General features: G+C 52.3%; 28 protein-coding genes and 1 tRNA gene. 14 read left to right on the top strand and 15 right to left on the bottom strand.

The genetic code is table 11. From position 1 onward, the window contains the following. Positions 1–105: 105 nt before the first annotated feature. From cas2 to L855_RS20175, 10 genes are all read right to left on the bottom strand, one after another. Positions 106–387 carry a CRISPR-associated endonuclease Cas2 gene (gene cas2 / locus L855_RS20220; protein WP_159790730.1) on the bottom strand — a complete coding sequence of 94 codons (282 nt, stop codon included), beginning with the start codon at positions 385–387 and terminating at the stop codon, positions 106–108. 14 nt (positions 388–401) lie between these two features. Continuing rightward, a complete protein-coding gene (gene cas1 / locus L855_RS20215; RefSeq protein WP_159790729.1) occupies positions 402–1,394 on the bottom strand; it encodes a CRISPR-associated endonuclease Cas1 in 993 nt (330 codons plus the stop codon). A gap of 35 nt (positions 1,395–1,429) precedes the next feature. Continuing rightward, positions 1,430–1,705 carry a CRISPR-associated protein Csx18 gene (csx18, locus tag L855_RS20210; protein WP_159790728.1) on the bottom strand — a complete coding sequence of 92 codons (276 nt, stop codon included), beginning with the start codon at positions 1,703–1,705 and terminating at the stop codon, positions 1,430–1,432. 48 nt (positions 1,706–1,753) lie between these two features. Beyond that, positions 1,754–2,035, bottom strand: a complete 282-nt coding sequence (gene csx18, locus L855_RS20205) for a CRISPR-associated protein Csx18 (protein WP_159790727.1) — start codon at positions 2,033–2,035, stop codon at positions 1,754–1,756. 318 nt (positions 2,036–2,353) lie between these two features. Beyond that, on the bottom strand, positions 2,354–3,874 hold the full coding sequence (locus tag L855_RS20200) for a hypothetical protein (RefSeq protein WP_159790726.1): 1,521 nt from the start codon (positions 3,872–3,874) through the stop codon (positions 2,354–2,356). Positions 3,875–3,883: 9 nt separating this feature from the next. After that, positions 3,884–4,120, bottom strand: coding sequence for a DUF2283 domain-containing protein (locus tag L855_RS20195; protein WP_159790725.1), 237 nt, complete (start codon positions 4,118–4,120; stop codon positions 3,884–3,886). After that, on the bottom strand, positions 4,111–4,416 hold the full coding sequence (locus tag L855_RS20190; protein WP_159790724.1) for a hypothetical protein: 306 nt from the start codon (positions 4,414–4,416) through the stop codon (positions 4,111–4,113). Before L855_RS20190 ends, L855_RS20195 begins: the two co-directional genes overlap by 10 nt. 58 nt (positions 4,417–4,474) lie before the next feature. Next, positions 4,475–4,547, bottom strand: a tRNA-Ala gene (locus tag L855_RS20185). Positions 4,548–4,601: 54 nt separating this feature from the next. Next, a complete protein-coding gene (locus L855_RS20180; protein WP_159790723.1) occupies positions 4,602–5,318 on the bottom strand; it encodes an HAD family hydrolase in 717 nt (238 codons plus the stop codon). A 105-nt stretch (positions 5,319–5,423) separates the two neighbouring features. Next, on the bottom strand, positions 5,424–6,290 hold the full coding sequence (locus L855_RS20175; protein WP_159790722.1) for a class I SAM-dependent methyltransferase: 867 nt from the start codon (positions 6,288–6,290) through the stop codon (positions 5,424–5,426). Positions 6,291–6,430: 140 nt separating this feature from the next. Between L855_RS20175 and pyrG the strand changes: the two genes are divergently transcribed. The 7 genes from pyrG to dtd all read left to right on the top strand — a co-directional run bounded on the left by pyrG (position 6,431) and on the right by dtd (position 13,216). After that, complete coding sequence (pyrG, locus tag L855_RS20170) at positions 6,431–8,101, top strand: CTP synthase (RefSeq protein WP_159791219.1); 1,671 nt, start codon at positions 6,431–6,433, stop codon at positions 8,099–8,101. 55 nt (positions 8,102–8,156) lie between these two features. Then, positions 8,157–8,390, top strand: coding sequence for a hypothetical protein (locus tag L855_RS20165; protein WP_159790721.1), 234 nt, complete (start codon positions 8,157–8,159; stop codon positions 8,388–8,390). Between the two features lie 112 nt (positions 8,391–8,502). Next, on the top strand, positions 8,503–9,312 hold the full coding sequence (locus L855_RS20160; protein WP_159790720.1) for a squalene/phytoene synthase family protein: 810 nt from the start codon (positions 8,503–8,505) through the stop codon (positions 9,310–9,312). Between the two features lie 35 nt (positions 9,313–9,347). Beyond that, the gene (locus L855_RS20155) at positions 9,348–10,070 is read left to right on the top strand and encodes a cytochrome c biogenesis protein CcdA (RefSeq protein ID WP_159790719.1); all 723 of its coding nucleotides are present in this window, start codon (positions 9,348–9,350) and stop codon (positions 10,068–10,070) included. 14 nt (positions 10,071–10,084) lie between these two features. Then, positions 10,085–11,479 carry a cytochrome c biogenesis protein gene (locus tag L855_RS20150; protein ID WP_159790718.1) on the top strand — a complete coding sequence of 465 codons (1,395 nt, stop codon included), beginning with the start codon at positions 10,085–10,087 and terminating at the stop codon, positions 11,477–11,479. Between the two features lie 133 nt (positions 11,480–11,612). Continuing rightward, entirely contained in the window at positions 11,613–12,689 is a 1,077-nt protein-coding gene (locus L855_RS20145; protein ID WP_159790717.1) for a CobW family GTP-binding protein, read from the top strand. A gap of 80 nt (positions 12,690–12,769) precedes the next feature. Continuing rightward, positions 12,770–13,216: a D-aminoacyl-tRNA deacylase gene (gene dtd, locus L855_RS20140; protein WP_159790716.1), complete on the top strand. Its 447-nt coding sequence runs from the start codon at positions 12,770–12,772 to the stop codon at positions 13,214–13,216. Between the two features lie 30 nt (positions 13,217–13,246). Here the strand turns inward: dtd and L855_RS20135 are convergent, their stop codons facing one another. Then, a complete protein-coding gene (locus L855_RS20135; protein WP_159790715.1) occupies positions 13,247–13,702 on the bottom strand; it encodes a hypothetical protein in 456 nt (151 codons plus the stop codon). A gap of 426 nt (positions 13,703–14,128) precedes the next feature. Here L855_RS20135 and cobS point away from each other — a divergent pair, with 426 nt between their 5' ends. Continuing rightward, positions 14,129–14,938, top strand: a complete 810-nt coding sequence (cobS, locus tag L855_RS20130; protein ID WP_159790714.1) for an adenosylcobinamide-GDP ribazoletransferase — start codon at positions 14,129–14,131, stop codon at positions 14,936–14,938. Here the strand turns inward: cobS and L855_RS20125 are convergent. Further along, the gene (locus L855_RS20125) at positions 14,930–16,132 is read right to left on the bottom strand and encodes a response regulator (protein WP_159790713.1); all 1,203 of its coding nucleotides are present in this window, start codon (positions 16,130–16,132) and stop codon (positions 14,930–14,932) included. The genes cobS and L855_RS20125 overlap by 9 nt on opposite strands. A gap of 194 nt (positions 16,133–16,326) precedes the next feature. Here L855_RS20125 and L855_RS20120 point away from each other — a divergent pair, with 194 nt between their 5' ends. Continuing rightward, positions 16,327–17,394, top strand: coding sequence for an ABC transporter permease (locus L855_RS20120; RefSeq protein ID WP_159790712.1), 1,068 nt, complete (start codon positions 16,327–16,329; stop codon positions 17,392–17,394). Between the two features lie 127 nt (positions 17,395–17,521). Here L855_RS20120 and L855_RS20115 read toward each other — a convergent pair whose 3' ends face one another. The 3 genes from L855_RS20115 to L855_RS20105 all read right to left on the bottom strand — a co-directional run bounded on the left by L855_RS20115 (position 17,522) and on the right by L855_RS20105 (position 21,914). Next, positions 17,522–18,910, bottom strand: coding sequence for a diguanylate cyclase (locus tag L855_RS20115; RefSeq protein ID WP_159790711.1), 1,389 nt, complete (start codon positions 18,908–18,910; stop codon positions 17,522–17,524). 70 nt (positions 18,911–18,980) lie between these two features. Continuing rightward, positions 18,981–20,366, bottom strand: coding sequence for an argininosuccinate lyase (argH, locus tag L855_RS20110; RefSeq protein WP_159790710.1), 1,386 nt, complete (start codon positions 20,364–20,366; stop codon positions 18,981–18,983). A 198-nt stretch (positions 20,367–20,564) separates the two neighbouring features. Next, positions 20,565–21,914: a PP2C family protein-serine/threonine phosphatase gene (locus L855_RS20105; RefSeq protein ID WP_159791218.1), complete on the bottom strand. Its 1,350-nt coding sequence runs from the start codon at positions 21,912–21,914 to the stop codon at positions 20,565–20,567. A 613-nt stretch (positions 21,915–22,527) separates the two neighbouring features. Between L855_RS20105 and L855_RS20100 the strand changes: the two genes are divergently transcribed. From L855_RS20100 to frr, 5 genes are all read left to right on the top strand, one after another. Beyond that, on the top strand, positions 22,528–23,811 hold the full coding sequence (locus L855_RS20100; RefSeq protein WP_343039343.1) for an RNA-guided endonuclease InsQ/TnpB family protein: 1,284 nt from the start codon (positions 22,528–22,530) through the stop codon (positions 23,809–23,811). Positions 23,812–23,844: 33 nt separating this feature from the next. After that, positions 23,845–24,729: an agmatinase gene (gene speB, locus L855_RS20095; RefSeq protein ID WP_159790708.1), complete on the top strand. Its 885-nt coding sequence runs from the start codon at positions 23,845–23,847 to the stop codon at positions 24,727–24,729. 73 nt (positions 24,730–24,802) lie between these two features. Further along, positions 24,803–25,336: a thioredoxin family protein gene (locus L855_RS20090; RefSeq protein ID WP_159790707.1), complete on the top strand. Its 534-nt coding sequence runs from the start codon at positions 24,803–24,805 to the stop codon at positions 25,334–25,336. Positions 25,337–25,492: 156 nt separating this feature from the next. Next, positions 25,493–26,221 (top strand): UMP kinase, encoded by a 729-nt coding sequence (gene pyrH, locus L855_RS20085; protein ID WP_159790706.1) that lies wholly within the window; start codon positions 25,493–25,495, stop codon positions 26,219–26,221. Further along, on the top strand, positions 26,211–26,756 hold the full coding sequence (gene frr / locus L855_RS20080) for a ribosome recycling factor (protein ID WP_192925051.1): 546 nt from the start codon (positions 26,211–26,213) through the stop codon (positions 26,754–26,756). Before pyrH ends, frr begins: the two co-directional genes overlap by 11 nt. Positions 26,757–26,822 lie beyond the last annotated feature (66 nt).

Below are 26,822 nucleotides of genomic sequence, written 5' to 3'. Positions count from 1 at the left end.
CTCGCCTATCGAGCCAGCCCGAAACCGCCCAAACCCTGACCCGGCAACGCATCGAGGCTCAGAACCTCAATCCGTCCTTACAGAGCTTCAGTCCGAGCCTCGCCCCTAAATAATCACAGAGTCTGGAAACTCCGTCACCGGAGGACCAACTCCCCAAACCTGCACCTGAAACAACGTATGACGAGACAGAGGATAAAAGCGAATATTATCCTCCTCCAAATTCACCCGTCCCTGCAATCGGTCCTGCAACTCAACAAACTTCGCCCGAGGTAACAGACATTCAAAGGTCGAATATTGAACACGCTGTCCATAACCCTTCAAAAAATCATGAACCTTTTGGCGTCGCTTATTATTGGGGATATCGTACACCACCAAATACAAAAACATGACTCTCCTCAACCCTAGCGAATTTGATAGGGGCTATAGCCCAACACCGGCTTATAGACAAAGCGTTTATACGCCTTCACCTGTTGCTGCAACAGATCCCACTTTGGCTGCTCCTGTCCCGACTCATCAGTCACCGTCTCCTCCATCCGCAGTAAAAAAGCCCTCAAAAACTTGCGCCGTCCCGTATCATTCAAATAATAGCCACCCTGATGATGAATAAAATCATCCGTGGCACTCATCATATTCCGATTCACCAAATACAACACCAACGAGTCCACAAAAGGAGCGCGAAACTCCTCAATCAAATCAGAGGCTAACGCCGCATGACCATCATGACCTTCATGTAAACAGGACAAATAGGGGTCTAGTCCCTGTAACTCAATCAACGTCAACAAATGATTCCACAAGACCTGATAGCCAAACGACAACATGGCATTCACCGGATTTCCAGGAGGACGACGAGAGCGACCCATAAAGACAAAATCTCGCCCCTGTAAGGACTCACCAAACCCAGAAAAATACTGAGCCGCCCCAGCCCCTTCATACCCCAGTAACTGGTCCAGACTTTCAGCCCGTCCCGCCTTATCTGTCAGATACTCCAACTGTTGCAAAATTCCCTGTAAATCCAGAACCGGGCGACGGCGATTTTGCCGAGATAAAATCGTCCGAGAATTGCGTAACTTGCCCTGAACCATCTGTCGCGCCACCAACAAGCGGTCAACAGAAGTCAACAGTTGCTGATAGCGAGCCAACTGACGATAGCCCCGCTCAATGGGTAAAATGCGGCCATAGCAGTAGCCCATTCGAGATAAATAGGCAATGGGAATATTGCGCCACAAACAAGAGCGAATCGCCTGAGTTGTCATCTGAGACTGACCAAAAATCAGCACCATTTCCAACAACGGCAATTGCACCGTCCCCAAAATCTTCTCTTTTTGTTTCACCAGTAATTCTTCTCCTTTGACACATACGTAACAGCCTTGTTGAGATACATAGAGGGTTTGCATCAATCGTCTCTCCACTTAAATGGCATGGTCTCAAACTAGAACCGATGAATCTCATCCTCCGGGGAATCCGAGAGGGAGGCGGTCATCTCCTGAGCCTGACGCAACAACTCCACCTCAGCGGGAGTCAGAATCCGAATAAATCCGTCCAGACAGAGGGAAGTGATGAGGGTTGACACCGTCACCAACACAGTACTGGTGACCACTGCCGCCGTGCCGAGACGGGGCATTTGCAGAATCATCCAGGTGAGGACGCCATTGGTGAGGGCTACGGCCAGATGGCGAATCAGCAGACCACGAATAGATAAATACATCAGACTATACCTTGGGTATTGAACAAAATGACTAGGGCCGAGAGGGGGTTAACGGCGGTCGATATCATCGAGCTGACGGCGGGAGAGGGTTGAGGCGGGCCGCTCAACCTTGGCATTTCCCAACATCACCGTGGGGGTGGGAGAGAGAAACCGCACCACTCCATCGACCAAGGCGGAAGACACCAGGCTGGCGCCTGCCACCAAGAGGGTATGGGTAATCACGGCGGGCAAGCCGAGGGGAGCAATCAGCAGAATCACCAAAGTGATCCCGCCGTTCAACAGGGCCACCACCGTATGGCGCAACAAAATTCTAGGAACCGATAGATACATGAGGATGTGCCTCGTGAAGTCAGTCTTTTCAGCCTAACGGTAAAAATTCTGTAAAACTGCTGTTTGGTGCGAATGACAAAAAAAAATTGGAGGGAACAGGGAACAGGGGGAAGAAGGCAATAGGCAATAGAGAAAAGACGTAGGGGCGTACCCTTGTGGTCGCCCTAGGCAATAGAGAAAAGACGTAGGGGCGTACCCTTGTGGTCGCCCTAGGCAATAGAGAAAAGACGTAGGGGCGTACCCTTGTGGTCGCCCTAGGCAATAGAGAAAAGACGTAGGGGCGTACCCTTGTGGTCGCCCTCGTCCCTTTAGGGCGGGTTAGGGTTGATAACGGTTAATCTGCTCGAAGATGTGCTGATGCAGGCCAACCATGCGGCTGCTCTCGGTTAAAGACTGATACTCCTGACCGGAAATGGCGTTGAGACAGCCCAAAACCCGCGATCGCCACTCCCGAGGGCCCCTCACCTGCCAAGCGATAAACAACTCCTCCGGCCGCAGTCGCAATAAACGATGAAAGACACTATTGCGCCAAGGTTTCGCCACCTCAAAAAAGACCCACAAGTCCGAGTCTCGCTCACAGTGTTCTCCACAGGCTTCCTTAAATAACTGATCCAACAGGGGCCCATAGAGTCGCCGCTCTGAAATTCTGCCAGAATGATCTCGAAATTGAGATCTCAAGTTGGGAAACTCTTGACAAATGGATGACTGTAAGATAGGCGCGTCTTGACAATCCTGGCGACGATTGCGGATTTCGATATGTTGGTGAAATCTCCTCACAGCCCAGGTCATCATCAACCCTTCCACAGCCCGAAAACTATGAAACATGGCCTCAAGGATATTATGTTGACGGAAGCGAACATCCCCCAAATAGGCCGCTTCATAGGCTCTCCATGACCAATGGGGAGTCGGGTCTGAAGTCTGGGTAACTCCCTCAGCGAAGCTCTCAAAATCACAAATCGTCCAGGCGATCGCCGGCTTCAGCCCCTGTTCGACGGTCAAAATCTCCTCAGACACCTCCCCATTGCGGGCCAGGCGATAATAACCATCTAACAAGTCTTGAACCGCCGTATAGTCATAACGTTCCAACAGACCTAACGCCGCTTGTTGCTGCCGATCCCAAAGATAATTCGTGCCTCGTAAGGGAACCGTATAATCCGAAGGAATCCCCCGCTGATTGCCCTGCCAATTTTCTTTAAAATCATAAAACCGAGTTCTCTCCCCAAAGCGACTCAACGCCGTCACCCGGATGGCTTCCGAGGTTTGATTCACCCCTCCCTTGAGACACAGCAACAGGGGATGACCACGACCCACTCCTGGGGCGATCGCCGGCCAAACGTCCCGTTTACACCAACGAAACATGGCCTCAAAATCCGCCGGACTTTCCCTGGGATCTTGTCCCTGTTCGATCACCGTCACGGGAATCTGATAATGCTGTTGGACATAGTGCTTAAAAATCTCGGCCGCATAGAGAGTATCCTTCTCCCGTTCCCGAACCGAGGGGGGTTGATTGGTGGCAACGAGATAAATCGACTTGAGGCGTCCCTGTTCATCCTCAAGTAACTGACCTAAAATAATCGGAATCAGGCGATCGCCATAGTGGTTCCAGCGATCGCACAAATAGGCCGTCAACTTCCGAAACGTTGCCGAATCCAGCTGTTCCGGGTTTTCCGACTCCGCATAGAGTTCCTCAATCACCCGTGACATGGGACTCGGCTGCTCATCATAACTGCGATCGTCCCCCAAATTCAACCAGACGCCATCAACGGTCTGATAGGCTAAATCCCGAGTTCCGATGGTGGCGACGAGAACGGACGTTTGTTCAGAGGCCATGGTTGACATTGCTAATCCTTAACGGGAACTCGCATGAAGCACCGTCAATCCCACCACCTCGTCGAGCGTATCATAACGAATCACAATATCATCATCCGTTAACTCCGTATCCTCACAGTCCCGGGGAGGACTATAAAAATCAATATAGAGGACATCTGCCTCAGAATCATATAACAGCGTAAACTGACGTTTCGGTAATTCTTGTAAAATCGGAAGGAATTTCAGATACTTTAAAGCGTCTTGAGTTAAGGCCATCTTTGCCTCCGTTGATTTAATGCGGTTAAACGACGGGTTGGAAAGGCAGTAATAACAAAGCCATCGTTTTGATTGATTTCTTTATAAACCACAACCAAAACTTTGTTTTCAGTCATGGGTAAGATTGCCATCAAGGCCCCATCATTTCCCTCCACAATACGTTCGGGTTCTGAAATTGCCCGTAGGACGAGGGCTTTTTGTCCTCCTAAAACTCCATGTCTCTCCAGAATATGCTGCCAGCGTTCATCTGGTAAACGAATCAGAACACCCTGTTTGGATGGCGTTACTTCATCCACAACCCATAATCTAGTAATACTCCGAGCAGCCGAGTCGATGGTAGTACCGTAGACTCAATGGAGAATAGGGGATTCGAACCCCTGACCTCTGCGGTGCGATCGCAGCGCTCTACCAGCTGAGCTAATTCCCCGAATTGTAGTTACTGAACCTACCACACGCTCGCCCCAATGTCAAGACATCAACCTCATAAACTCACCGCCGGAGTGGGGTTAAACGCCGCCTGAACCCGCTCCAACTCCAACTCGCCCAACTCATCGACGACCCAATCCACCCGCCGCTGTAACATATGCACCGGATAGGTATTCGCCACCCCCACCACCTGCATTCCCGCCCGTCGGGCCGCCTCAATCCCCGCTGGACTATCCTCAATCGCCAAACAGTCCTGCGGCTGCAACGCCAACTCAGGATGCTGTTCATTTAACCCCTGCACCGCCAACAAATAGCCCTCAGGGTCAGGCTTACTGGCCACCGTATCATCCCCCGTCACCCGCACGGGAAACTGGGACAACAATTCCATCTGGTCTAACACCGACTCCACCTCTTGCCGCAAGGCCCCAGTCACCAGTGCTAAGCGTAAATTCTTCAGCCGTAACTTGAGGATAAAATCAACCAACCCCGGATAACTCGGTAACTCAGCCAAGGCCTCAATCCGTTGACGATAGCCCTGAGACTTGCGTTCCATCAACTCCTGCAACGACTCGGGGGTTAACACCCGGCCCTGACGCTCCCATAACGCCTGTAGGCCCGCGCGATCGCTCCTCCCCAAACAGACCGATTGAATCTCCTCTGGATCGGGTCGTAAGTTCTCCGACAATAGCAACTGAGCAATCAACTCCAGATGAATTGCCTCATCATTAATAATGACGCCATTAAAATCAAAAATAACCGCTTTTAATACCATAAGTCGAGACCCTTGCTATAGGTTAACACCGGGGGAGGGCGAACAGCAGCTCGACTATCGCTCGCTGAACACCGTTCGCCCCTACAGTGGACAGACCCTCCAAGATTAGGCAAACGCCATGTCTCCTTCTCTGGGGAACTCATCCCGAATCGAGTCCTGGCCCGGTAACGGCTTCACCCCTCGGGTCACCTGATGAATCCACCAATGAGTCCGTGTTTCTACGCTAGCGAATCCTGCCTGTTCCATCCAGTCCGCCACATCCCCCTGGGCATACTCAGCTATATAGGGTTCCTCAAACACCTCCAACAACCAGGGGGTTTGCCGTAAACTGTCCTGATTGCCATCAAGAACCACCACCTCCCCGCCGACCGGCAACAGGCGGAAGCATTCCCCTAAAATTGCCTGACTCACCGCCGGGGGCGTTTCATGGAACAGCAACGACAGAGAAATCAGATCAAAACTGTTGTCCTCAAATCCCGTCTCCTCCGCCTTCCCCTGTCGCCAGTCCACCTTTAACCCTTCCCCCGTGGCCTTATGCTGGGCCATCACCAACATATAGGGGGACAAATCCAATCCCACCACCTGGGCCTCGGGAAACGTTCGCTTCAACAATAAGGTCGTCGATCCCGTTCCACAGCCCAAATCCAGAATCCGGCGAGGTTGCGATCGCACCGCCTCAACCACCCCCTGCCGTACCCAGTCCTCATTGGGAGGCAACACATACTGAGTAATCGGATCATAAGACACCGCTGCCCCGGGACTGAGATAGCCCCCTGTAACCCCATGAAAATTCTGGGACTGATAATACTCAGGATAAACCAGCCCCGGCGTCGAGAGGCGATCGCACTCGGTGGGCCAATCAATCCGTTCAAACTGGCGATTCATCGCCTCCTGGTCCAATAGGGGGTTTAACATCGACCCCAAAAAACGGTCCCAAAGGGTTGTCGGTTTCGTCGTCTGTTTAGAAGCCATACCCAAATCTCCCTGACCATCAACATCTTTAAAGATAGTCCAACTCCCCCATCGTCGGGCAACAGACGGGCGATCGCCCACCCCGGCCCTTCCCCGACTATGGCAAAATGAACCCAGGGTTTACCGATCGCACCATTTCCATGACCAAATTTATCTTCATCACCGGCGGCGTCGTCTCCAGTATTGGCAAAGGCATCGTCGCCGCCAGTTTAGGGCGTTTACTCAAGTCCCGAAACTACTCCGTCTCCATCCTCAAACTCGACCCCTATATTAACGTCGATCCGGGAACCATGAGTCCCTTCCAACATGGAGAAGTCTTCGTCACCCAAGACGGGGCCGAAACCGACCTCGACCTGGGCCATTACGAACGCTTCACCGACACCTCCATGTCGCGCCTAAACAGCGTCACCACCGGGTCCATCTACCAATCCGTCATCAACAAAGAACGGCGAGGGGACTACGAAGGGGGAACCGTCCAAGTCATCCCCCATATTACCGGCGAAATCCGCTCTCGCATTCGTCGCGTCGCCCGCAACACCAGCCCCGACATCGTCATCGCCGAAATCGGCGGAACCGTGGGCGACATCGAATCCCTGCCCTTTCTCGAAGCCATCCGACAATTCCGTAAAGACGTGGGCCGAGAAAACCTCATGTACGTCCATGTCACCCTCATGCCCTGGCTACGGGCCGCCGGGGAAATGAAAACCAAACCCACCCAGCATTCCGTCAAAGAACTGCGATCGATTGGGATTCAACCAGATATGCTCGTCTGTCGCTGTGAACGTCCCCTCACCGAAGGTCTCAAAGAGAAACTCTCGGAATTTTGCGACGTTCCCGTTAAGCGCGTCATCACCGCCCCCGATGCCAGCAGTATCTACGAAGTGCCTCTCGTCCTCGAACAAGAAGGCCTAGCCCAGTCCGTCCTCGACTGTCTACACCTAGAACAGCGAGATCCCGACCTCGAAGGCTGGCGAACCCTCATCGATCGCATGAAGAACCCCAAACGGGAACTCGAAATCGCCATCGTCGGCAAATACATCCAACTCTCCGACGCCTATCTCTCCGTCGTCGAAGCCCTCACCCATGCCGCCGTCCAATGTGGCAGTCACCTCAAACTGCGCTGGGTCAACTCCGAAGACCTCGAACAATTCCCCGCCGCCGACCAACTGCAAGGCGTTGCCGGAATCGTCGTTCCTGGAGGCTTCGGCAGTCGCGGCGTAGACGGCAAAATCAACGCCATCCGCCATGCCCGAGAACAGAAAATTCCCTTCCTGGGCCTCTGTCTCGGAATGCAATGTGCCGTCATCGAATGGGCCCGCAATGTGGCCCATCTCGACGATGCCAACAGTTCCGAATTTGACCCCAACACCTCCAACCCCGTCATCAGTCTCCTCCCGGAACAAGAAGACGTGGTGGACCTAGGGGGAACCATGCGCCTGGGCCTCTATCCCTGTCGCCTCACGGAAGGAACCCGCACCTTCAACAGCTACAGCCAAGAAGTGGTCTATGAACGCCATCGCCACCGCTACGAATTCAACAACGCCTATCGCAGTTTATTCCTCGAAACCGGCTACAGCATCAGTGGCACCTCCCCCGACGGTCGTTTAGTGGAAATCATCGAGATGCCCAACCATCCCTTCTTCGTCGCCACCCAATTCCACCCCGAATTTGAATCTCGTCCCAACCATCCCCATCCCGTCATCGAAGGTTTCATCAAAACCGCCCTGGGTCTGACGGGCGGACTTACCCCTGAGACCCCTAGCAGCGAGGGTGTCGACGAGACCCTAGAGTCTGCGGCCCAAGTGTTGTAACGTCAGAAGATGTTTAGGGAGATTGGGGACAGCCCGACCACAGGAGGCGTTGCGCGTGGCGTACTGGATCAAAATCCACGATCAGGGGGGAAAACAGGTTCATGTCATCGATCTTGACCGAGTGAGTAGTTTCTCGCTCTACAAACACAATCGATTGACCATCTATTGGCATCATAGCGAACAGCCCCTGGTGCTCACAGCCCAAAGTGACCCACGCGCCTATGAGCAAGTCCTCAGGTATGTGGAAAAAACCACAGGATATTCCCTGGAAACGGGTTCTACTGAGTGACGGCGTGACTCACGCGAAAATCAGGTCACTTCTGCCGCTGTCTTAGATAAATTCCTGCGATTGTAACCCGAGAGATATGCTAGAGGTCGAGTTGATGTGAGGAGTTGAACCGATGAACGGGCCAAACGATGCCTTAGAGGTGCTGAAACAAACCAGCCGCACCTTTTATATCCCCATTGTGCAGCTTCCGGGAGACCTCCGGGAGGCTGTCACCTCAGCCTATCTCTGTATGCGGGCCATTGACGAGATTGAAGACCATCCCCATCTCGAAAACGCCACCAAAGCCCAATTGCTGCGATCGCTGTCCCTGAAACTGCAAACCGGAACCGGTGACCATGACGACTTCAGCCCCAACTGGGGGGACAGTTACGCTGACCTACCGGACGTGACCTTACGGGTGAGTGAATGGGCCAACCTCGCCCCCCACAGCATCGCCCCGAGAATCTGGGATGCGACAGCGGCCATGGCCGATCGCATGGCCATGTGGGCCGATCGCAACTGGACTGTGAACACCGTCGAAGACCTGAATAGCTATACCTTCAGTGTGGCTGGGGCAGTGGGGTTACTCCTATCCGACCTCTGGGCCTGGCACGACAACACCCAAACCAGCCGCCTCGATGCCATTGGCTTCGGCCGCGGACTGCAAACGGTGAATATCCTCCGCAATCACCAAGAGGATAAAGCCCGAGGGGTGGACTTTTTCCCAGAGGGTTGGACAGCCATCCAGATGCAAGCCTACGCTCGTCATAACCTCGAATTTGCCGAACGTTACACGAAATCACTGCCCAAGGGGCCAGCCTTAGACTTTTGCCGGATTCCCCTTGTTCTGGCCCAAGGAACCCTGAAAACCTTGGCCCTGGGCAAACCCAAACTGAGCCGCGATGATGTCATGCAGCTCATTGCTCCCTTTGTCAACCCATAAAATAGTGTACCGAACCCCTTGATAGCCAATTGATTATGACCCCCCTCTACCATCTACAACAGATTGCAGACCATTGGGTCACCGACCAACTTAACCATCTCAGTCTGCTGACCTTGTTTGTGGTCTGGGCTGCTGGACTCCTAACCAGTCTCACCCCTTGTACCCTCTCGATGCTGCCCATTACCCTGGGCTATATTGGCGGCTACGAGTCCAACGGTCCCGGACAGGGGGCCCGTCAATCTCTCTGGTTCTCCCTGGGGTTGGCCACCACTCTGGCGGGGTTAGGCTTGGGGGCGGCCCTGTTGGGACGAGTCTATGGGCAAATCGGCAAAGGCCTGCCGATTTTCGTGGCGGCGATCGCCATCTTAATGGGCCTCAACCTCCTAGAAGCCCTCCCCCTACGCCTACCCTCCTTCGATGGCATGGGTTGGATTTCCGAGCGTTGGCCCCATGGGGTGCGATCGTATCTCTTAGGGGTCACCTTTGGCCTCGTCGCCTCCCCATGCAGTACCCCCGTTCTCGCCACCCTACTCGCTTGGGTCTCCAGTACTGGCCAACCGCTCCTGGGCAGTAGTCTCCTGTTAGCCTATACCATAGGATATGTCGCCCCCCTGATTCTGGCCGGAACCTTTGCCGCCAGTTTAGAGAAATTGTTATCCCTCCGTCGCTGGTCTAGTTGGATTACCCCCGCCAGTGGTGCCTTATTAGTAGGATTTGGCGTGTTTACCCTTGTCTTTCGTTTCCTCCCGACTGTTTAACCTGTCACCCTCCCATGACTCAGATTGCACCCGCCTCTCCCCTACGTTGGTTTCGTCGTCAGATTTTACCCATGTTGGCGAATCTGCGCCTAGCCATTCTGCTGTTGCTGCTTATCGCCGCCATCAGTGGGATCGGAACGGTCATTGAACAGCATGAGTCTCTGGACTTTTATCAAGCCAACTATCCTGAAGATCCGGCCCTGTTAGGGTTTCTCTCCTGGAAGGTCATTCTGGTGTTAGGGTTTAATGATGTCTACAAAACTTGGTGGTTTTTATCCCTGCTGGTTCTCTTTGGGTCTAGTTTGGCCGCCTGCACCTTCACTCGCCAACTTCCCGCCCTCAAAGCCGCCCGCAATTGGAAGTTCTATCACCAACCCCGTCAGTTTAAAAAACTAGCCCTCGCCGGAACCTTACCCATCTCACGGGAGAACGCGTCAGCGGCCAGTCCCAGCTTAGATGAACTTCAGCATAGCTTGGAACAACGCCGCTATCAGGTCTTCCGGGATGGGGACAGTCTCTATGCTCGCAAGGGCCTCATCGGACGGATTGCCCCGATTGTGGTTCATGGGAGTATGCTCCTGATTCTCGGGGGTGCCATTGTTGGGTCTGTGACGGGGGTGGTGGCCCAGGAGATGATTCCCAGTGGAGAAACAGTGAAGGTGACCAACTTTGTCGAAGCCGGGGATTGGTCTTCTCCCGATCGCTTTCGCGGTTGGTCTCTGAAAGTGAATCGGTTTTGGATTGACTATACTCCCAGTGGGGCCATTGATCAGTTTTACTCGGACTTGTCCGTGGTGGATGAGACGGGCCAGGAACGCGATCGCAAAACCATCTATGTCAACGAACCCCTACGCTACAACGGGGTGGTGTTCTATCAAACCGATTGGAGTATTGCCAACGTCAACATTCGCCTCAATAACAGTCCCGTGTTTGAACTGCCCATGGAACCCTTAGATACGGGGGGCAATGGACGCATTTGGGGAACCTGGATTCCCACCAAACCCGACTTGAGTGAAGGGGTGTCCCTCCTGGCCCGGGATTTACAGGGAACCGCCCTCATCTATAACAATAGTGGGGAACTGGTTTCCTCGCTGCGGGTGGGGAATGCGATCGACGTCAACGGTGTCACCCTCTCGTTATTGGAGATTACGGGGGCCACAGGCTTACAGATTAAGTCAGATCCCGGCATTCCCTTAGTCTATCTCGGCTTCGCCCTGTTGATGCTCAGTACTGCCCTCAGCTATGCCTCCCATTCCCAAATTTGGGTGCTGCAAGAGGAGAACACCCTCTATCTAGGAGGACGGACGAATCGGGCCCAGGTGAGTTTTGAACGGGAGTTTTTGGAGTGGGTGGCCCAGATAGACCCCAAAATCTCGGAAGGGGCGATCGCCTCCTCGGTTGGGGTTTAAGTGCAAGGGAGGATTGCGTTAAACTGAAGGTCACCTAACATCTGGGGTTGCACAACGTCTGGGCCAGTTCAGGGATTGCGCCTGACCCGTTTCCCCCACACCCACAACTGTCATCGATTACCTGTCACCTGTTATGCAAACTGCTGATCACGCTAAAACTGCCATGGAAGCCCCGAAACTAGGGCTTCCAGTGACGATTATCACGGGATTTCTCGGAAGCGGAAAAACCACCCTCCTCAATCATATCCTCACCAATCAAGAGGGAGTTAAAACGGCTGTTCTTGTCAATGAATTTGGCGAAATTGGTATTGACAATGAACTCATCATCTCCGGGGATGATGATATGGTGGAACTGACCAATGGCTGCATTTGTTGCACCATCAATGATGACCTCCTCAATGCGGTCTATAAGGTTTTGGAACGGGAGGAAAGTGTCGATTATCTCGTGGTGGAAACAACGGGATTAGCAGACCCGCTGCCGGTGGCGTTGACGTTTTTAGGGACGGAATTACGGGATTTAACTCGTCTCGATTCTATTATTACCCTCGTCGATTGCGAAAACTTCAGCCTGGACTTGTTTAATAGTGAAGCCGCCTATGGGCAAATTGCCTATGGAGATACTATTATTCTCAACAAAATTGACTTAGTCGATGAGGCGGATGTCGATGCCCTCGAAGTGCGGATTCGCGATATTAAAAAAGATGCCCGGATTCTGCGGACGAATCATGGTTCGGTTCCCCTTCCCTTGTTGTTGAGTGTGGGATTGTTTGAATCCGATCGCTATTTTGAGGATGCGTCAGGAGATCATGACCATCATGACCATCATGACCATGACCACCATGACCACCACCATCACGACCATGACCATCATGACCATTCCCATCACCTAGAGAATGATGGCTTTCTCTCCGTATCTTTTCAGAGCGATCGCCCCTTCAGTATCCGTAAGTTTCAGTATTTTCTCGATAACCAGCTTCCGGCCAACATCTTCCGGGCCAAAGGGATTCTCTGGTTTGAAGAAAGTCCCGATCGCCATATTTTCCACCTCAGCGGCAAACGCTTTAGCATCGAAGATGACGATTGGAAGCATGAGAAGAAAACCCAGTTAGTGTTCATCGGACAGGACCTGGACTCGGACACCCTACTGAAGCAACTCAACAACTGCGTAGTCACCCCCGGCAGTGAAAGTGGTAAAGGGTTTAAGCTATAATCCTCCAGGATTGGGGCATAGACGGCTCAGCAAGTGCCCTTCTATGCCCATGAAATAGTCTGAAGAACAAAATCGAAGCAATGCGGGTCATTATTCAGCGGGTCAGTTCATCTCAAGTGAGGGTGGGCGATCGCCAAATCGGCAAAATTGGACGAGGCTTAAACCTCCTCGTAGGCATTGCTGAGACGGACACAGAGGCTGAGGTGGACTGGATGGTTCGCAAATGTCTCAACTTAAGACTCTTTCCCCCCAAAGATAACGCCAGTGGCCGCTGGGAACACTCCGTTGAGGACATTCAGGGGGAGATTCTCGTGATTAGCCAATTCACCCTCTATGGGGATTGTCGCAAAGGTCGCCGTCCCTCCTTCGATGCGTCGGCCCCTCCCGCCGCCGCTGAAGTTCTCTATGACCAATTTGTGGAGAAACTGCGTCAGAGTGGCTTAACCATCCAAACCGGGGAGTTTGGGGCCATGATGCAGGTGTCCATCGAGAACGACGGTCCCGTAACCCTGATTCTAGAGCGTTAGACATCCGTTGAGCTGGCTCCAAGGGCAATGTTAGCCCCCCTCCCACTCATCGAGGTCATCAATTTGGGCATCGAGTTTGGCAGAAATTACCTGAACCAACATTGACTCTAGGGATTCATCAGTGAAGGGGTCGCTGGAACGACCGGCTAGAGGGGAGTTGAGAGGAATTAACCGCAGACGACGGTTATCTTGCACCAAATCAAACTGAGTCCGTGATTGGCCCATCGGCTTTAACTCCAAATAGTCGAAACTGGCGACATTGAGATATAGGGAATGATTCGCAAGAATTGTCGCTTGATGGGAATCGGCAAAGACCTCAACGAGATAGGCTTCCCCCTGGGCCTGGGTTTCACCATCGAGGAGTTCAACATAGCGCACCTGCGTCAGGTCTCCGAGTAAACGCAACATATCACGTTTGTTAACAAGGATACCGGTTTCGATGATGCACGGGGCAGGGATATGACGATCGGATGAACGCTCAAGCATGGAACTAAAGGGGATGAAGTAGAATGACCGTGGGTGAGATAACGAGATCGAGTCGTTGACGGCTAATCCGCTTAACGTAATGCGGTGTAAGGCTCTATCAGGGGTTGGGTTCAGTTAATCTCCTATCTCCTGTGGCGATCGCCCTTAACCATCAAGGCCTAGCTACAGGAAAACACCATCGTATATGGGATATAGGGGGTCTCATCGTCCGAGTCAGTGGCTCAGGAGGGTGACGCGATTTGGATATTCTGGCCCTAACGGATCGAGTTGGACTCAAAAGTTCGAGCAACTACTAGATCTAGACTGCGATCAACGACCGGATCAACAACCTGAGTGACCCTTAGACTCACAACAAGGTCTCTATACAATCTTGGCATAGATATTCGGGTTCGCAAATCCGTTAAATAACTGAACTTCTGATGAACTATGGCAAAGCGACGATTTTCATGGCTTAATTTTAGGTTTTGGCTGCGCCAACGGAATGCGATCGCTGCTGCTATTGCCTTTTATACCTGTTTGCCGATTCCCGTAAGCTGGACGTTGGAGTTTGAGGGCATCGCTAAACTGGCGCCGTTGGTGGGAATTTTCCTCGGTGGACTGCTTGGCCTGGTGGATTGGGGCTTCGGGGTGATGGGAATGCCCGTATTAACACGTAGTGCCCTAATTGTTGGCTTTGCCATCGCCCTGACCGGGGGCTTACATCTCGATGGGGCCATTGATACGGCCGATGGTTTGGCGGTTCCTGATCCTCAGAAGCGTTTAGCGGCGATGCAAGATAGTTTAGTGGGGGCCTTTGGAACCATGGCGGCGGTGATGGTGGTCTTGCTGAAAACCGTGGCCCTGTCGGAGTTGGTGGACGATCGCGCCTTCGTGTTGATGGCGGCGGCCGGTTGGGGCCGCTGGGGACAGGTGGTGGCTATTGTCCGCTATCCCTATCTCAAAGCCAGTGGGAAGGGGGCCATTCATAAGGCCTCCATTGAATCGGCCGTGGCCTTAATTCCCGGGGCGATCGCCCTGTTGGGGTTGAGTCTGCTGCAACTCTGGCTGGGGGGCGATCGCTGGCTGGTGGGGGTGGGGATGGCCTTTGGCGGCAGTGCGATCGCCATTCTCACCCCAGCCTGGTTCAATCGTCAGCTTGGGGGACATACCGGAGACACCTACGGGGCGGTGGTGGAATGGACGGAAGCCCTACTTTTGTGTTTACTCACGGCCCTAGCCGCTGCCAGTTCACTCTGAAGAGGAGGCATTGTTGGGGGAGTTAGCCGCCTTCAGCAAGCGTTCGATGGTGTCTAACACCGTATCTGGGTCTACCGGCTTGGAGAGAAACCCCGAGGCTTTGACTAACTTCGCCCGCACGCGATCGACCAAACCATCCTGACTCGTCAGAAAGACCACCGGCGTATCTTTCAACTGTTCGACTCGATGAATCTGGGCGCAGACTTCATAGCCATTGACCACCGGCATAATCAAATCTAGGAAAATTAACGCCGGTTTGCGGGCAATCAATTCAGGAATAGCTTGTAGGGGGTCGAGAATGAAAAAACTACGATAGTCCCCTTCGTCGAGGATCTGTTCTAAAACCTCACAACTTTGGAGACTATCATCAATACAGGCAATCAGCGGTTTTTCGGGTTTCGGGGGAGTCGTTTGACTCGGTTGCCGTAACTCCGTTGTGATTGACCCCCCAGAAGGACGAGTCGGCGTAAATTTCTCATTGAGATCCGGAACTCGCACCAACTGTAACGCGCCCTTTTCAATGCGAGGCATCAGAGATTGAGTCAACTCAATCAAATCCTTTTTGACAATCACCGATAAATCCCGCAGGGTATTGCGAGAGTTCACCAAAACTGTCAAACGCCGATAAACTTTATCTGACAATGAAGATTTCAAGAGAGCATTATTGGCAATCACCGGCGCCAAATTGGGGGAATAGCTAGCAAAATCGGCTTTACACCACTGTTGCCACTGCCGTTCTGCATAACTTAGGAGTGCTTCTCCTTTGAGAACGACCCTCGGCTTTTCCAGTTGGCTTTCCTCATAGAGTTCTCCCACTAAAACCTCAGCCTGAGACCCTTGCAACACATCAAATAAAACTTCGATAATACAATCAACAATAACTTTTTGAAACTGTTTGCGGTCGATCTGCTGCTGATCGTGAAAGTGACAGAGGGTGTTATAAGCCCAAAACGGATCATTCGTGCCTTGTGGGAAAGTAATCGAGGTTAAATCCAGACCCGGACAGGTGCGGGCGATCGCCCGTCGCCAGCGTCGCAGGGGATGCACCCCTCCCGAGGCCCAAATCACGCGACCCATGTAATAATACAGATTCCAGGCCTCATTGGGCGGGGAAGCAGAATGAATGTGCAATCGTCCGCTAAACTGGTTTTGAACTGAGTAGAGAATGGCACTAATGGCATCGAGTTCTGACATTGCGCTAGTGGGAGGCTGAGTTTGATTCACGGATTAACTAAGCTTACAAGGTGACTAATTCGAGACTGTAAGAGAGCGTAGGGGGAAGGAGTTAGTGTCAACAACAAACATCAACAGGGATTTAAGGTGAGCTTATCATTGTTAACGAATCTCAATCTCGGCGCGTTAAAGAAACTTCAGACTTGACTTGAGCTATGAACTGGTGGCAGACATTTAAACAGAATCCCCTATCTCGCATTGGGGCAACGATTTTAATCATCTTCTATGTCGTGGTGATTGGGGCTGGTTTTTTTGCTCCTTATGACCCAATTAACGATATTCAGAGGCAGGGATCTCTCCTCCCTCCAACCCCAATTCACTGGCACAACGAAGCCGGGGAATTCATTGGCCCCCATGTGTATCCAATCCAACAAGGGGCCACAGACCTAGACACGGGGGAACGAGAACTGATTGTTGATCGCTCTCAACCCTCGCCGATTCGCTTATTTATCTCGGGGTCGTCCTATCGTCTACTGGGGATCATTCCGGCAAACATACATTTGTTCGGAACCGTTGGCCCGGGCCAGTTAAACCTTCTTGGGACTGACGAACAAGGGCGTGATCAACTCAGTCGCCTAATTTTTGGCGGACAGGTGAGTTTATTCATCGGCTTGGTGGGCATTTGTATCTCCTTCCCCATTGGGATGCTAGTTGGGGGTATATCGGGCTATGTGGGGGGCGCTGTAGATACGATAATCATGCGGCTGACGGAGGTACTGATGACCATTCCAGGCCTGTACCTGCTGATCGCCTTAGCCGCCGTTCTTCCCTCTGGCCTAAGTAGCGCCCAGCGTTTTTTGCTCATCGTCACCATCATATCCTTTATTAGCTGGGCTGGATTGGCACGGGTGATTCGGGGACAAGTCTTATCCATCAAGGAACAGGAGTTTGTTCAGGCGGCCCGAGCGATGGGGGCAAAACCACTCTATATTATTATTCGTCATGTGCTGCCGCAAACGGCGACCTATTTAATTATTTCGGCCACTCTCTCGATTCCTGGATTTATTGTGGCCGAGTCGGTGTTGAGTTTGATTGGTTTGGGGATTCAACAACCCGATCCCTCCTGGGGCAATCTTCTGGCTAATGCCACGAATGCCTCGATTTTGGTCTTTCAACCCTGGCTGATTTGGCCGCCGGCCCTGTTGGTGGTGTTGACGGTGTTGTCGTTTAATTTGATTGGGGATGGTTTGCGGGATGCGTTGGACCCTCGGAGTTTGCGGTAGAAGGGGGGAGAAGGCAGTAGGGGGAAGAAGGCAGTAGGCAGTAGGCAGTAGGGGCATACCCTTGCGGTCGGTGAGCGATAGCCCAACCGTGGTCGCCCTAGGCAAGAGGGGGTGGGGTGCGTTGGGTTTAGGTGAGGGAACGGACGAGTTGCCAGCAGGCGCGATCGCGACCTTCGGATTTGGCCCGGTAGAGGGCGCGATCGGCCGCTTCGATGAGGGCGGCGGGGGCGAGGCTGGAGAGGGGGGTGACACTGGAGACGCCTAAACTGATGGTGACGGAGGTGGGTTCACTGTCTCCTTCGGGATAGAGGATGATTTGTCGGATGGCATCTTGCAGACGACGGGCGACCCGAATCGCTCCGGCGGCCTCGGTTTGGGGTAGGATGATGGCAAATTCTTCGCCCCCATAACGGGCTACTAAATCATCGGGATATTGCACTAAACTTCGTAGGGTTTGGGCCACTTTTTGCAGACAAACATCGCCGGTTTGATGGCCGTAGGTGTCGTTAAACATCTTGAAGCGATCGACATCTCCGAGAATGAGGGAGAGGGGCCGCTGGTGTTTGAGGCAATAGGTCCAGGTTTCTTGGAGATACTCGTCAAAGCGGCGACGGTTGGCAACTTGGGTGAGTCCGTCGAGATTCGCCTGTTGTTGCAGTTCCACGTTGGAGGCTTTTAGGGCTAATTCCATCTGCTTACGGGCGGTGACATCTCGAAATGTTAGGGTAACCCCGTCATCGAGTTTGATGGCGATCGCCTGAAACCAACCGCAGAGGGTATCGGATTCATAGCAGAGTTCCCGGTTGAGGATTTTTCCCGTCTCCACCACCCGCACGAGATCGTCAAATAGCCCCACAGCGGCATATTCGGGCATCAATTTGAGTAATCGCTGACCGGTGATGGCTTCGGGGGTTGTCTCGGCAGCGGTGGCGGCGACGGCGTTGGCTAACAACCATTCAAAATCAACGATCGTACCGTCTTGATTGCGGAGGGCTTGTAGGGCGGATACGCTGTCTAAGGTACTGTTGAGGACTGAGGCCAGGAGCGATCGCGATTTCGTTAAACTGGCTTCTGTGAGTTCTCGTTCTCGGATTTCGAGTTCTAATTGGGCTTTTTGACGCCGCACTAACAGTTGATGTTCAACCCGCGCAATGACTTCTTCGGCTTGAAAAGGTTTAGTAACATAATCGGCCCCACCCACCTGAAAGGCTGCGACTTTTTCTTCTGTGGTTTCTAGGACGCTGATAAAAATCACAGGAATCTCAGCGGTTTCAGGATGGGTTTTCAGCCACCGACACACATCATACCCATCTAAATCGGGCATTCGGATATCCAGCAGAACTAAGTCCGGCTGCATCAGCGTGGCGGATTTAATCGCGACTTCTCCCGTTCGACAAACCTGCACGTTGTATCCCCGTGCTGAGAGCATTTGTCGCAGCAGTGTCAGATTGGCAGGAGTATCATCCACAACCAGAATTTCTCCGGTTAGGGATGATGAATTAGGAGAGGACGTCATAGGAAATGGTAATGGGCAATAGGCAGACCGGGAGAACAGGGAACTCTTAAACGAGGAACAAATCGCAAGATTAATCTTTAAGGAGAGTTTCGGCGCTTGTTAGGGCTTGACGAACTTGCTCAAAGCCGGTTCCACCAAAACTATTGCGGGCAGAAATCACCTGTTTAGGGGCGATCGCCTCGTAGATATCGGCTTCAAACTGGGGATGGAGTTGTTGCCATTCCTCTAAAGTTAAATCCTTGAGCAGTTTTCCGGCGGCGAGGGAGGTTCGCACCACCTTACCCACTAAATTATAGGCTTCTCGGAAGGGAACGCCTTTGGCAGCAAGGTAATCGGCGACATCGGTAGCGTTGGAAAAATCCTCGGCAACGGCGGTTTCAAGCCGTTCTTTGCGAAATTCTAAGCCCCGCTCAAATAACACGGTCATGGACTGTAAGCAGCCCTGGACGGTTTTCACGGTGTCAAACAGGGCTTCTTTATCTTCCTGTAAGTCTTTATTGTAGGCAAGGGGTAAGGCTTTCATCAACACCAGAAGTCCCTGAAGATGCCCAAACACGCGCCCGGTTTTGCCCCGCACTAATTCAGGAATATCGGGGTTCTTTTTCTGGGGCATAATACTAGACCCAGTTGAGCAGTTATCCTTGAGTTGGATAAAGTTAAACTCCTGAGATGCCCAAAGAATCACCTCTTCCGAGAGGCGACTCAAATGCACCATAATCAAGCTGGCCGCGTTGACAAATTCAATAGCAAAGTCGCGATCACTCACCCCATCTAAACTGTTGCGATAGGGCTGCTTAAATCCTAGTAACTCAGCGGTATAATGGCGGTCAATGGGAAAGGTTGTCCCCGCTAAGGCCCCACTGCCTAAGGGGGATATATTCACCCGTTCATAGACTTCTCCCAATCGTTCCCAGTCCCGTTGAAACATCTCAAAATAAGCCAGAAGGTGATGGGCCAGGCTTAAGGGTTGGGCCCGTTGTAGGTGGGTGTAACCGGGAATTGGCGTCTCGACATTGTTTTGAGCTAGGGTGAGTAATACCCGTTGGAATTGCCGAACATTCTGGCGAATGTCTTGGATTTTATCCCGAAGATAAAGGCGGGTATCCGTCCCCACTTGGTCATTTCGCGATCGCGCGGTATGCAGTTTTTTGCCAGCATCCCCGACTAACTCCGTAAGCCTCCGTTCCACGGCGAAGTGAACATCCTCCGCATCCACTCCAGGGTTGAATTTACCCTGACGGTATTCTTCGCGAATCTGCTCTAATCCCGACACCAAGCTCTCGGCATCTTCGGAGGAAATAATGCCCACTTTTGCCAACATCTTGGCATGGGCAACAGACCCGGTTAAATCATATTCAATCAGTTCAATATCGAAGCCAATACTGGCATTAAACTCGGCCACAATTGGGTCGAGCGCAGATTCAAACCGTTGACTCCAAGTTTTAGGCTGGTTCATGGTAGAAAAAGGCAAAAGGCAAAAGGCAAAAGATAGGGAACAGGGAACAGGGAACAGGGAACAGGGGAAGAGAAGGCAGTAGGGGAAGACGTAGGGGCGTACCCTTGTGGTCGCCCTCTTCGGGCAGTAGGCAGTAGGCAGGGGAATTGGGAATTGGGAATTGGGAATCGGTAAGGGGACGGGTTAGTAAGGGAACGGTTAACGTTTCTGTAGAACCACGAGGGTCATGTCATCATCATTAGACTTGTGGGGACCGATGAAGTCCCAAACAGCATTAAACATGGCGTTTAGGATATCGTTGGGATCGGCTTGGCGACTACAGGCCGTTTTAAAGGCCTCGACAAGGTTTTCTTCATCGAAGCGATCGCCCTTGGGGTTGGAGGCTTCGGTGAAACCGTCTGTATAGTACAGGATTGTATCGCCCGCTTCTAGGATGACACTATCTTCTTCGTATTCGGTTTCGGCATCGAGTCCGACGAGCATTCCCCAAGTGTCTAGGCGCAAAATTTCCCGGCGTTGGGCTTTCCAGAGCAGGGGTGGGGTATGAGCGGCGTTGCTATAGGCCAGTTGATGGGTTTCGGGATTATATTCTGAGTAAAATAATGTTACGAAACGATGAGAATTTTCCAGGTCAGCATACATGGCCCGGTTGAGATGTTTGAGAATCCGGGCTGGGGAATGTTGGTTGAGGGCTTCTGAGCGTAACATCCCCCGAGTGAGGGTCATAATTAACCCCGCTGGAACCCCTTTCCCCATGACATCACCAATGGCAATCCCCCAACGCCCTTCTTCGCTCTGACTCGGCATCTCTGAGGGGGATGAGGCCTCGAAACTGCGCGATCGCACTAAATCATGGGTGGTGGGGATAAAGTCATAGTAATCTCCCCCAACTCGGTTAGCAGTTTGACAACGAGCCGCCAGTTGAATGCCGTCAATGCTCGGACATTGACTCGGTAGCAGGCGTAACTGAATCTCGGCCCCAATTTCTAACTCGCGATCGAGGCGTTGTTTTTGTCGTAGTTCCGCCGCGAGTTCGTCGTTAACAATGGCGACGGCGGTTTGATCGGCCACGAGTTGCACGAGCTTCTGTCGGGCTTCGTTCCAGGTATATTGGGGGTCGTAGCTAAACACGTACAGCCGTCCCCGCTCCTCGTTGCGAATGGAGATGGGGGTTCCATACAGTTGAATCCCTTGGCCGAGATAGTCAGCCAAGCGGCGATCGAGATCTCCCGAAATCGGCAGGGGATGAGGCTCATCGCGAATTACCGCATCGATCGCCTTACGAAGATTGACGCAGGATTGCCCTTCTTGACAGTGGAGTCGTTGCAACCGCACTTGTCCATCAGGCTTAAACAACACCAACGAGCCGCCTTCGGCATCGGTAACCCGGCTGGCGACGAGGGGAATCAGTTCCAAAAATTGATTGAGGTTATTGAAGCTACGCAGGGCAAAGCCTAGGGAACTTAATAAATCTTGTGTTTTGTTTTGTTCACGGTGTAACCGAGCTACCAGGGCTTTGAGGGCAAATACAGGAGTCGGTTCCGGCATGGGTGAACTATCGGGGCGATCGGGTTGTATGGGAACAGACACAACAGGTATAAAATCCAAGTCAATTCGCTTCAGTGACATCGAAATCGGGCGATGCAACTCACGGCTTTAGGGGATGGGAGGTGGGACGCAGATTGGGTTTAGGGTTAGTATCGCAGAAGTCTACGGTGTTTGGGGGAAATTGGCAACCGATTCACTACGATAACCTTGTTGGTGGCGATCGTGCTATGGGGGAAGAAGGCAGTAGGCAGTAGGCAGTAGGCAGTAGGCAGTAGGGGAAGAAGGCAGTAGGCAGTAGGCAGTAGGCAGTAGGGGAAGAAGGCAGTAGGCAGTAGGCAGTAGGCAAAAGAAAAGACGTAGGGGTGTACCGCAAGTGGTGCGCCCGAGAATAGGGAGTTGAGAGGGCTTCATTTATCACGGAAGAGGGAGTTTGAGTGAGCGATAAAACCCTGCCTTCAAAACGAGTGAGTCGTTCAGACGAACAATGTTTAAGGCAGGGATACATAGACTCCCTCAAGTCAATTGATGGGTTCGATGTCCCGACCCTGGGCAGAGGCACAAAACTTTACATACCAAACTAACTCATGTAAGGTAAACTGGAGTCATGCTAACCATGACCTACGAATACAAGTTACAACCCACAGCCGAACAGATGACTGTGATCGAGCACACGCTAGATGTCTGTCGTTCGGTTTGGAACTTTGCGCTTCGTCAGCGTAAAGATTGGTGTAGCTCTCGTCGGTCACCGGTCAACGCCTGTTCGCTAAGATCTGAGTACATCATTTCAGCCAATGAGCCTTTTCCGAGCTACCATAAACAAGCCAAACAACTCACAGACGCTAAGTCCCAATATCCTCACTTAAAAACCGTTCATTCTCAGGTTTTGCAGCAAGTCCTAAGAACGTTGGATCGAGCTTGGGATGACATGAAAGCTAGAGGATTTGGGTTTCCGCGCTTTAAAAACAAGTATCGGATGCGTTCATTTGTCTTTCCTCAGCTCGGGAAAGAGCCAGTTAAAGATGATGCGATTAAGTTCCCTAAGTTCGGGTGGATTAAATGGCGACAGTCAAGACCCATTCCTGAGGGATTTGAGGTCAAGCAAGCACGAATCGTTAGAAAAGCATCGGGTTACTTTGTGATGCTGTCACTACAGCTCAATGTCGCTATTCCTCAACCCATGCCTCAGGGTCATCCACGAGGATTAGATCTAGGATTCGATAAGTTCGTCGCGACCAGTGATGGTGAAGAGATTAAGCGACCTCGGTTCTTAAAAACTAAGCAGCGTCAGCTTAAATTGCTACAACGCCGGTTAAAGAACAAACAAAACGGGTCAAATAATAGACACAAATTAAACCAAAAAATAGCTCGGCTACATCAACGGATATCTGACCATCGTAAAGATTGGCATTTTAAATTAGCTCACCATCTTTGTGAGGGTGCTGGCATGATTTTTGTCGAAGATATCAACTTTGTCAGTTGGCAAAGAGGAATGCTATCAAGACACAGTGCTGATGCGGGGTTTGGTCAGTTTGTCCATCGATTGGAGTGGGTCTGTTGGAAAACGGATACCTACTTCGCCAAGGTCAATAAGGATGGCACAAGCCAGACCTGTCCTAACTGTGGGGCACATACCGGCAAGAAAACGTTGGAGATTCGCGTTCACCACTGTGATGAGTGTGGATATCAAACTACAAGAGATGTAGCAGCGAGTCAAGAAATCAGAAATCGTGGTCTAACAGCCGTCGGGCAGACGGTGGTGGAAAATGTCTGTGGACTGGATGCAACGGGGAGTATCAGTCATGATGCTCTAGTTGGCACGGAACGAAGCAGAAATCCTGATTCGCGAGGATTGGGAATCCCCCACTTCAAAGACATCAAGCGTAGCGAGATGGCTTAAGTGGGGGAGGATGTCAACACAGAGAATTGTCAAATGGTTCCATTTATTGGGGAAGAAGTGGATGTAGGCTATGATGCCGCGAGGGTCGTAATTTTGCCGGTTCCCTATGAGGCAACAACCACCTATCGTCAAGGCTGTCAGCATGGGCCGGCGGCCTTACTCGACGCCTCGGATCAGTTGGAATACTATGATGTGGAATTGCAACGGGAGGTCTGTTTTGAGGTGGGGATTCATACTCACTCTCCTGTTGCCGATACCCGAGAGGCCCCGGTGAGGGCCCAACAGATGTTGCAGGATATCCAAACCACGGTGGCGGAGATGGTGGCGGCGGGTAAGTTTGTCTTGGGGTTGGGGGGGGAACATAGTATTACGGCGGGGATTGTGGCAGGCTATCGTCAGGTGTATGGGGATGAACCGTTTACGGTGGTGCAAATTGACGCTCATGGGGATTTACGGGATGTCTATGAGGGGTCAAAACATAATCATGCCTGTGTGATGCACCGCATTTTGGAGATGGGCCTGCCCTCGCTTCCGGTGGGGATTCGCAGTGTCTGTCGTCAGGAGGCGGAGTTGATCCAACAACGGCAAATTCCGGTAATTTGGGATCATGAGATGGTGGGCGATCCTCAGTGGTGCGATCGCGCTCTCGGGGCCATCACCACAGAGAAGGTGTTTCTGACGGTGGATCTCGATGGCCTCGATGGCAGTGTGCTGCCGGGGGTGGGAACACCTCAGCCGGGTGGGTTAACCTGGCATCAGTTGACGGGGTTTCTGCGTCGTCTGAGCCAGGGACATCAGCTGATTGGTGCAGATGTGGTTGAACTCTGTCCGATTCCCCATAGCGTGGTCTCGGAGTTCACGGCGGCTAAGTTGACCTACAAAATAGTGGGATATTATGCTGATGGGGTGAAGTTTTAACCTGGGCTGACCCGCCTGTGCGATCGATAGTCCCCCCACTGGACAAGTCCCAAAATGAGGATGACCAATAGTCATGAATGGTACAGAAATAGGCGCTTACGCCCCCGATTTTGAGTTACCCGGTACGAACGGAACGGTGCATCATCTGGCACGGTATTTAGATGATTGTCGTGCGGTGGTGGTGGTGTTTTTTTCCAATGCCTGTCCCCATTGTCAAGCCTATCTCGATCGCCTCAAGGAGCTACAACGAGACGTTCGCGATCGCCAGGTGAAGTTGGTAGCTATCAACCCGAACAACTCGGAGACGTTTGAGTCGATGAAAGCCTTAGCCCGAGAGGCGGAGTTGAATTTTCCCTATTTGCGGGATGTAACTCAGGATGTGGCTCAGTGTTTTGGAGTCACTGTCACTCCAGAAGCCTTTTTGATTGACAACAGTGGGATTTTGTGCTATAGAGGGCGAATTGATGATTGTGCAGAATCGGAGGCTGGGGTAAAACAGCCCTATTTACAGGAAGCGATCGAGGCCCTACTCGGCGATCGCCCCATCACTCCCAGCCAAACCGAAGCCGAAGGCTGTCCCATCATCGGCCACAGCAGCACCACATGAGCCGTGGTTGCCCCCGAGTCTTTCCCCTCGGTGGGAGGAGCAGGGGTGGGTTATGCCTCTTGCCTTCTCCCACCCCTACTGCCTACTGCCTACTGCCTACTGCCTTCTTCTGTTATAGTTGGAGGCGGTTTACGGAGGGGACTGGATCTAAAACCTATGGCAAAAGCATACCAACGGATCTTACTTAAACTCAGTGGCGAAGCCTTGATGGGAAACCTCGGCTATGGAATTGACCCCGCTGTGGTTCAAGAGATTGCCCAAGAGGTGGCGGATGTCGTGGCCTCAGGAACACAGGTGGCGATCGTGGTTGGGGGAGGGAACATCTTTCGCGGTGTGAAAGCTTCCTCTGCGGGCATGGATCGGGCAACAGCAGATTATATCGGCATGATTGCCACGGTGATGAATGCCATGACTCTACAGGATGCCTTGGAGCAAATGGGCGTCCCCACACGAGTTCAGACGGCGATCGCCATGCAGGAGGTGGCAGAACCCTATATTCGTCGCCGAGCGATGCGACATTTGGAGAAAGGACGAGTAGTGGTGTTTGGTGCGGGTTCCGGGAACCCGTTTTTTACGACGGATACGACCGCCGCCCTGCGGGCCGCTGAGATTGATGCGGAAGTGATCTTCAAGGCCACGAAAGTTGATGGGGTCTATGATCGCGATCCCACCGGGGATGCGGATGCCCATCTCTACAAGAGTTTGACCTATAGCCATGTCCTCACTCACGACTTGCGAGTGATGGATAGTACGGCGATCGCCTTATGTAAGGAGAACAATATCCCTATCATAGTGTTTAACCTGTCTGAGCGTGGCAACATCAGCCGCGCCGTGGCAGGCAAACCCGTCGGAACAATAGTAGGAGGTTCCTGTGATGTTACCTGAAATTGAAGAACGAATGCAGAGTGCCGTGGATGCGACGCTGAGAGCGTTTAATTCCATTCGCACTGGACGCGCCAACGCGGCGATTCTCGATCGCGTGCTGGTGGACTATTACAATAGCCCCACCCCCCTCAAGAGTCTGGCAGGGATTAGCACCCCAGATTCAACGACGATTCTGATTCAACCCTTTGACCCGAGTAGTTTAGCCACCATCGAGAAGGCCATCAGTATGTCGGATCTCGGCATGATGCCCAACAATGACGGTAAGGTGATTCGCCTTAATGTTCCCCCGTTGACGAGTGAACGCCGTCAGGAGTTTGTTAAATTGGCGGCTAAATGCGCTGAAGAGGGCAAAGTCTCGGTCCGCAATGCTCGCCGGGATGCCATTGATGAAGTGCGCAAACAAGAGAAAAACAGCGATATCTCCGAGGATGAGTCTCGGGACTTGCAAGATCAGATTCAAGCCTTGACGGACAAGTACACCGACAAGATTGATAAACTTCTGGCTGAGAAAGAGAAGGATATCAGCACCGTGTAGGGGATTGTCCTGATTGGGGGTGTATCTATCCGGGGTTCGGGGGGCTACCGCTGAACCTGCTTACTG

It is taken from the genome of Sodalinema gerasimenkoae IPPAS B-353 (assembly GCF_009846485.1).
Classification (GTDB): domain Bacteria; phylum Cyanobacteriota; class Cyanobacteriia; order Cyanobacteriales; family Geitlerinemataceae; genus Sodalinema; species Sodalinema gerasimenkoae.
The sequence above is the reverse complement of the archived record's forward strand: the minus strand, read 5'-3'. Positions and strand labels throughout refer to the sequence as shown.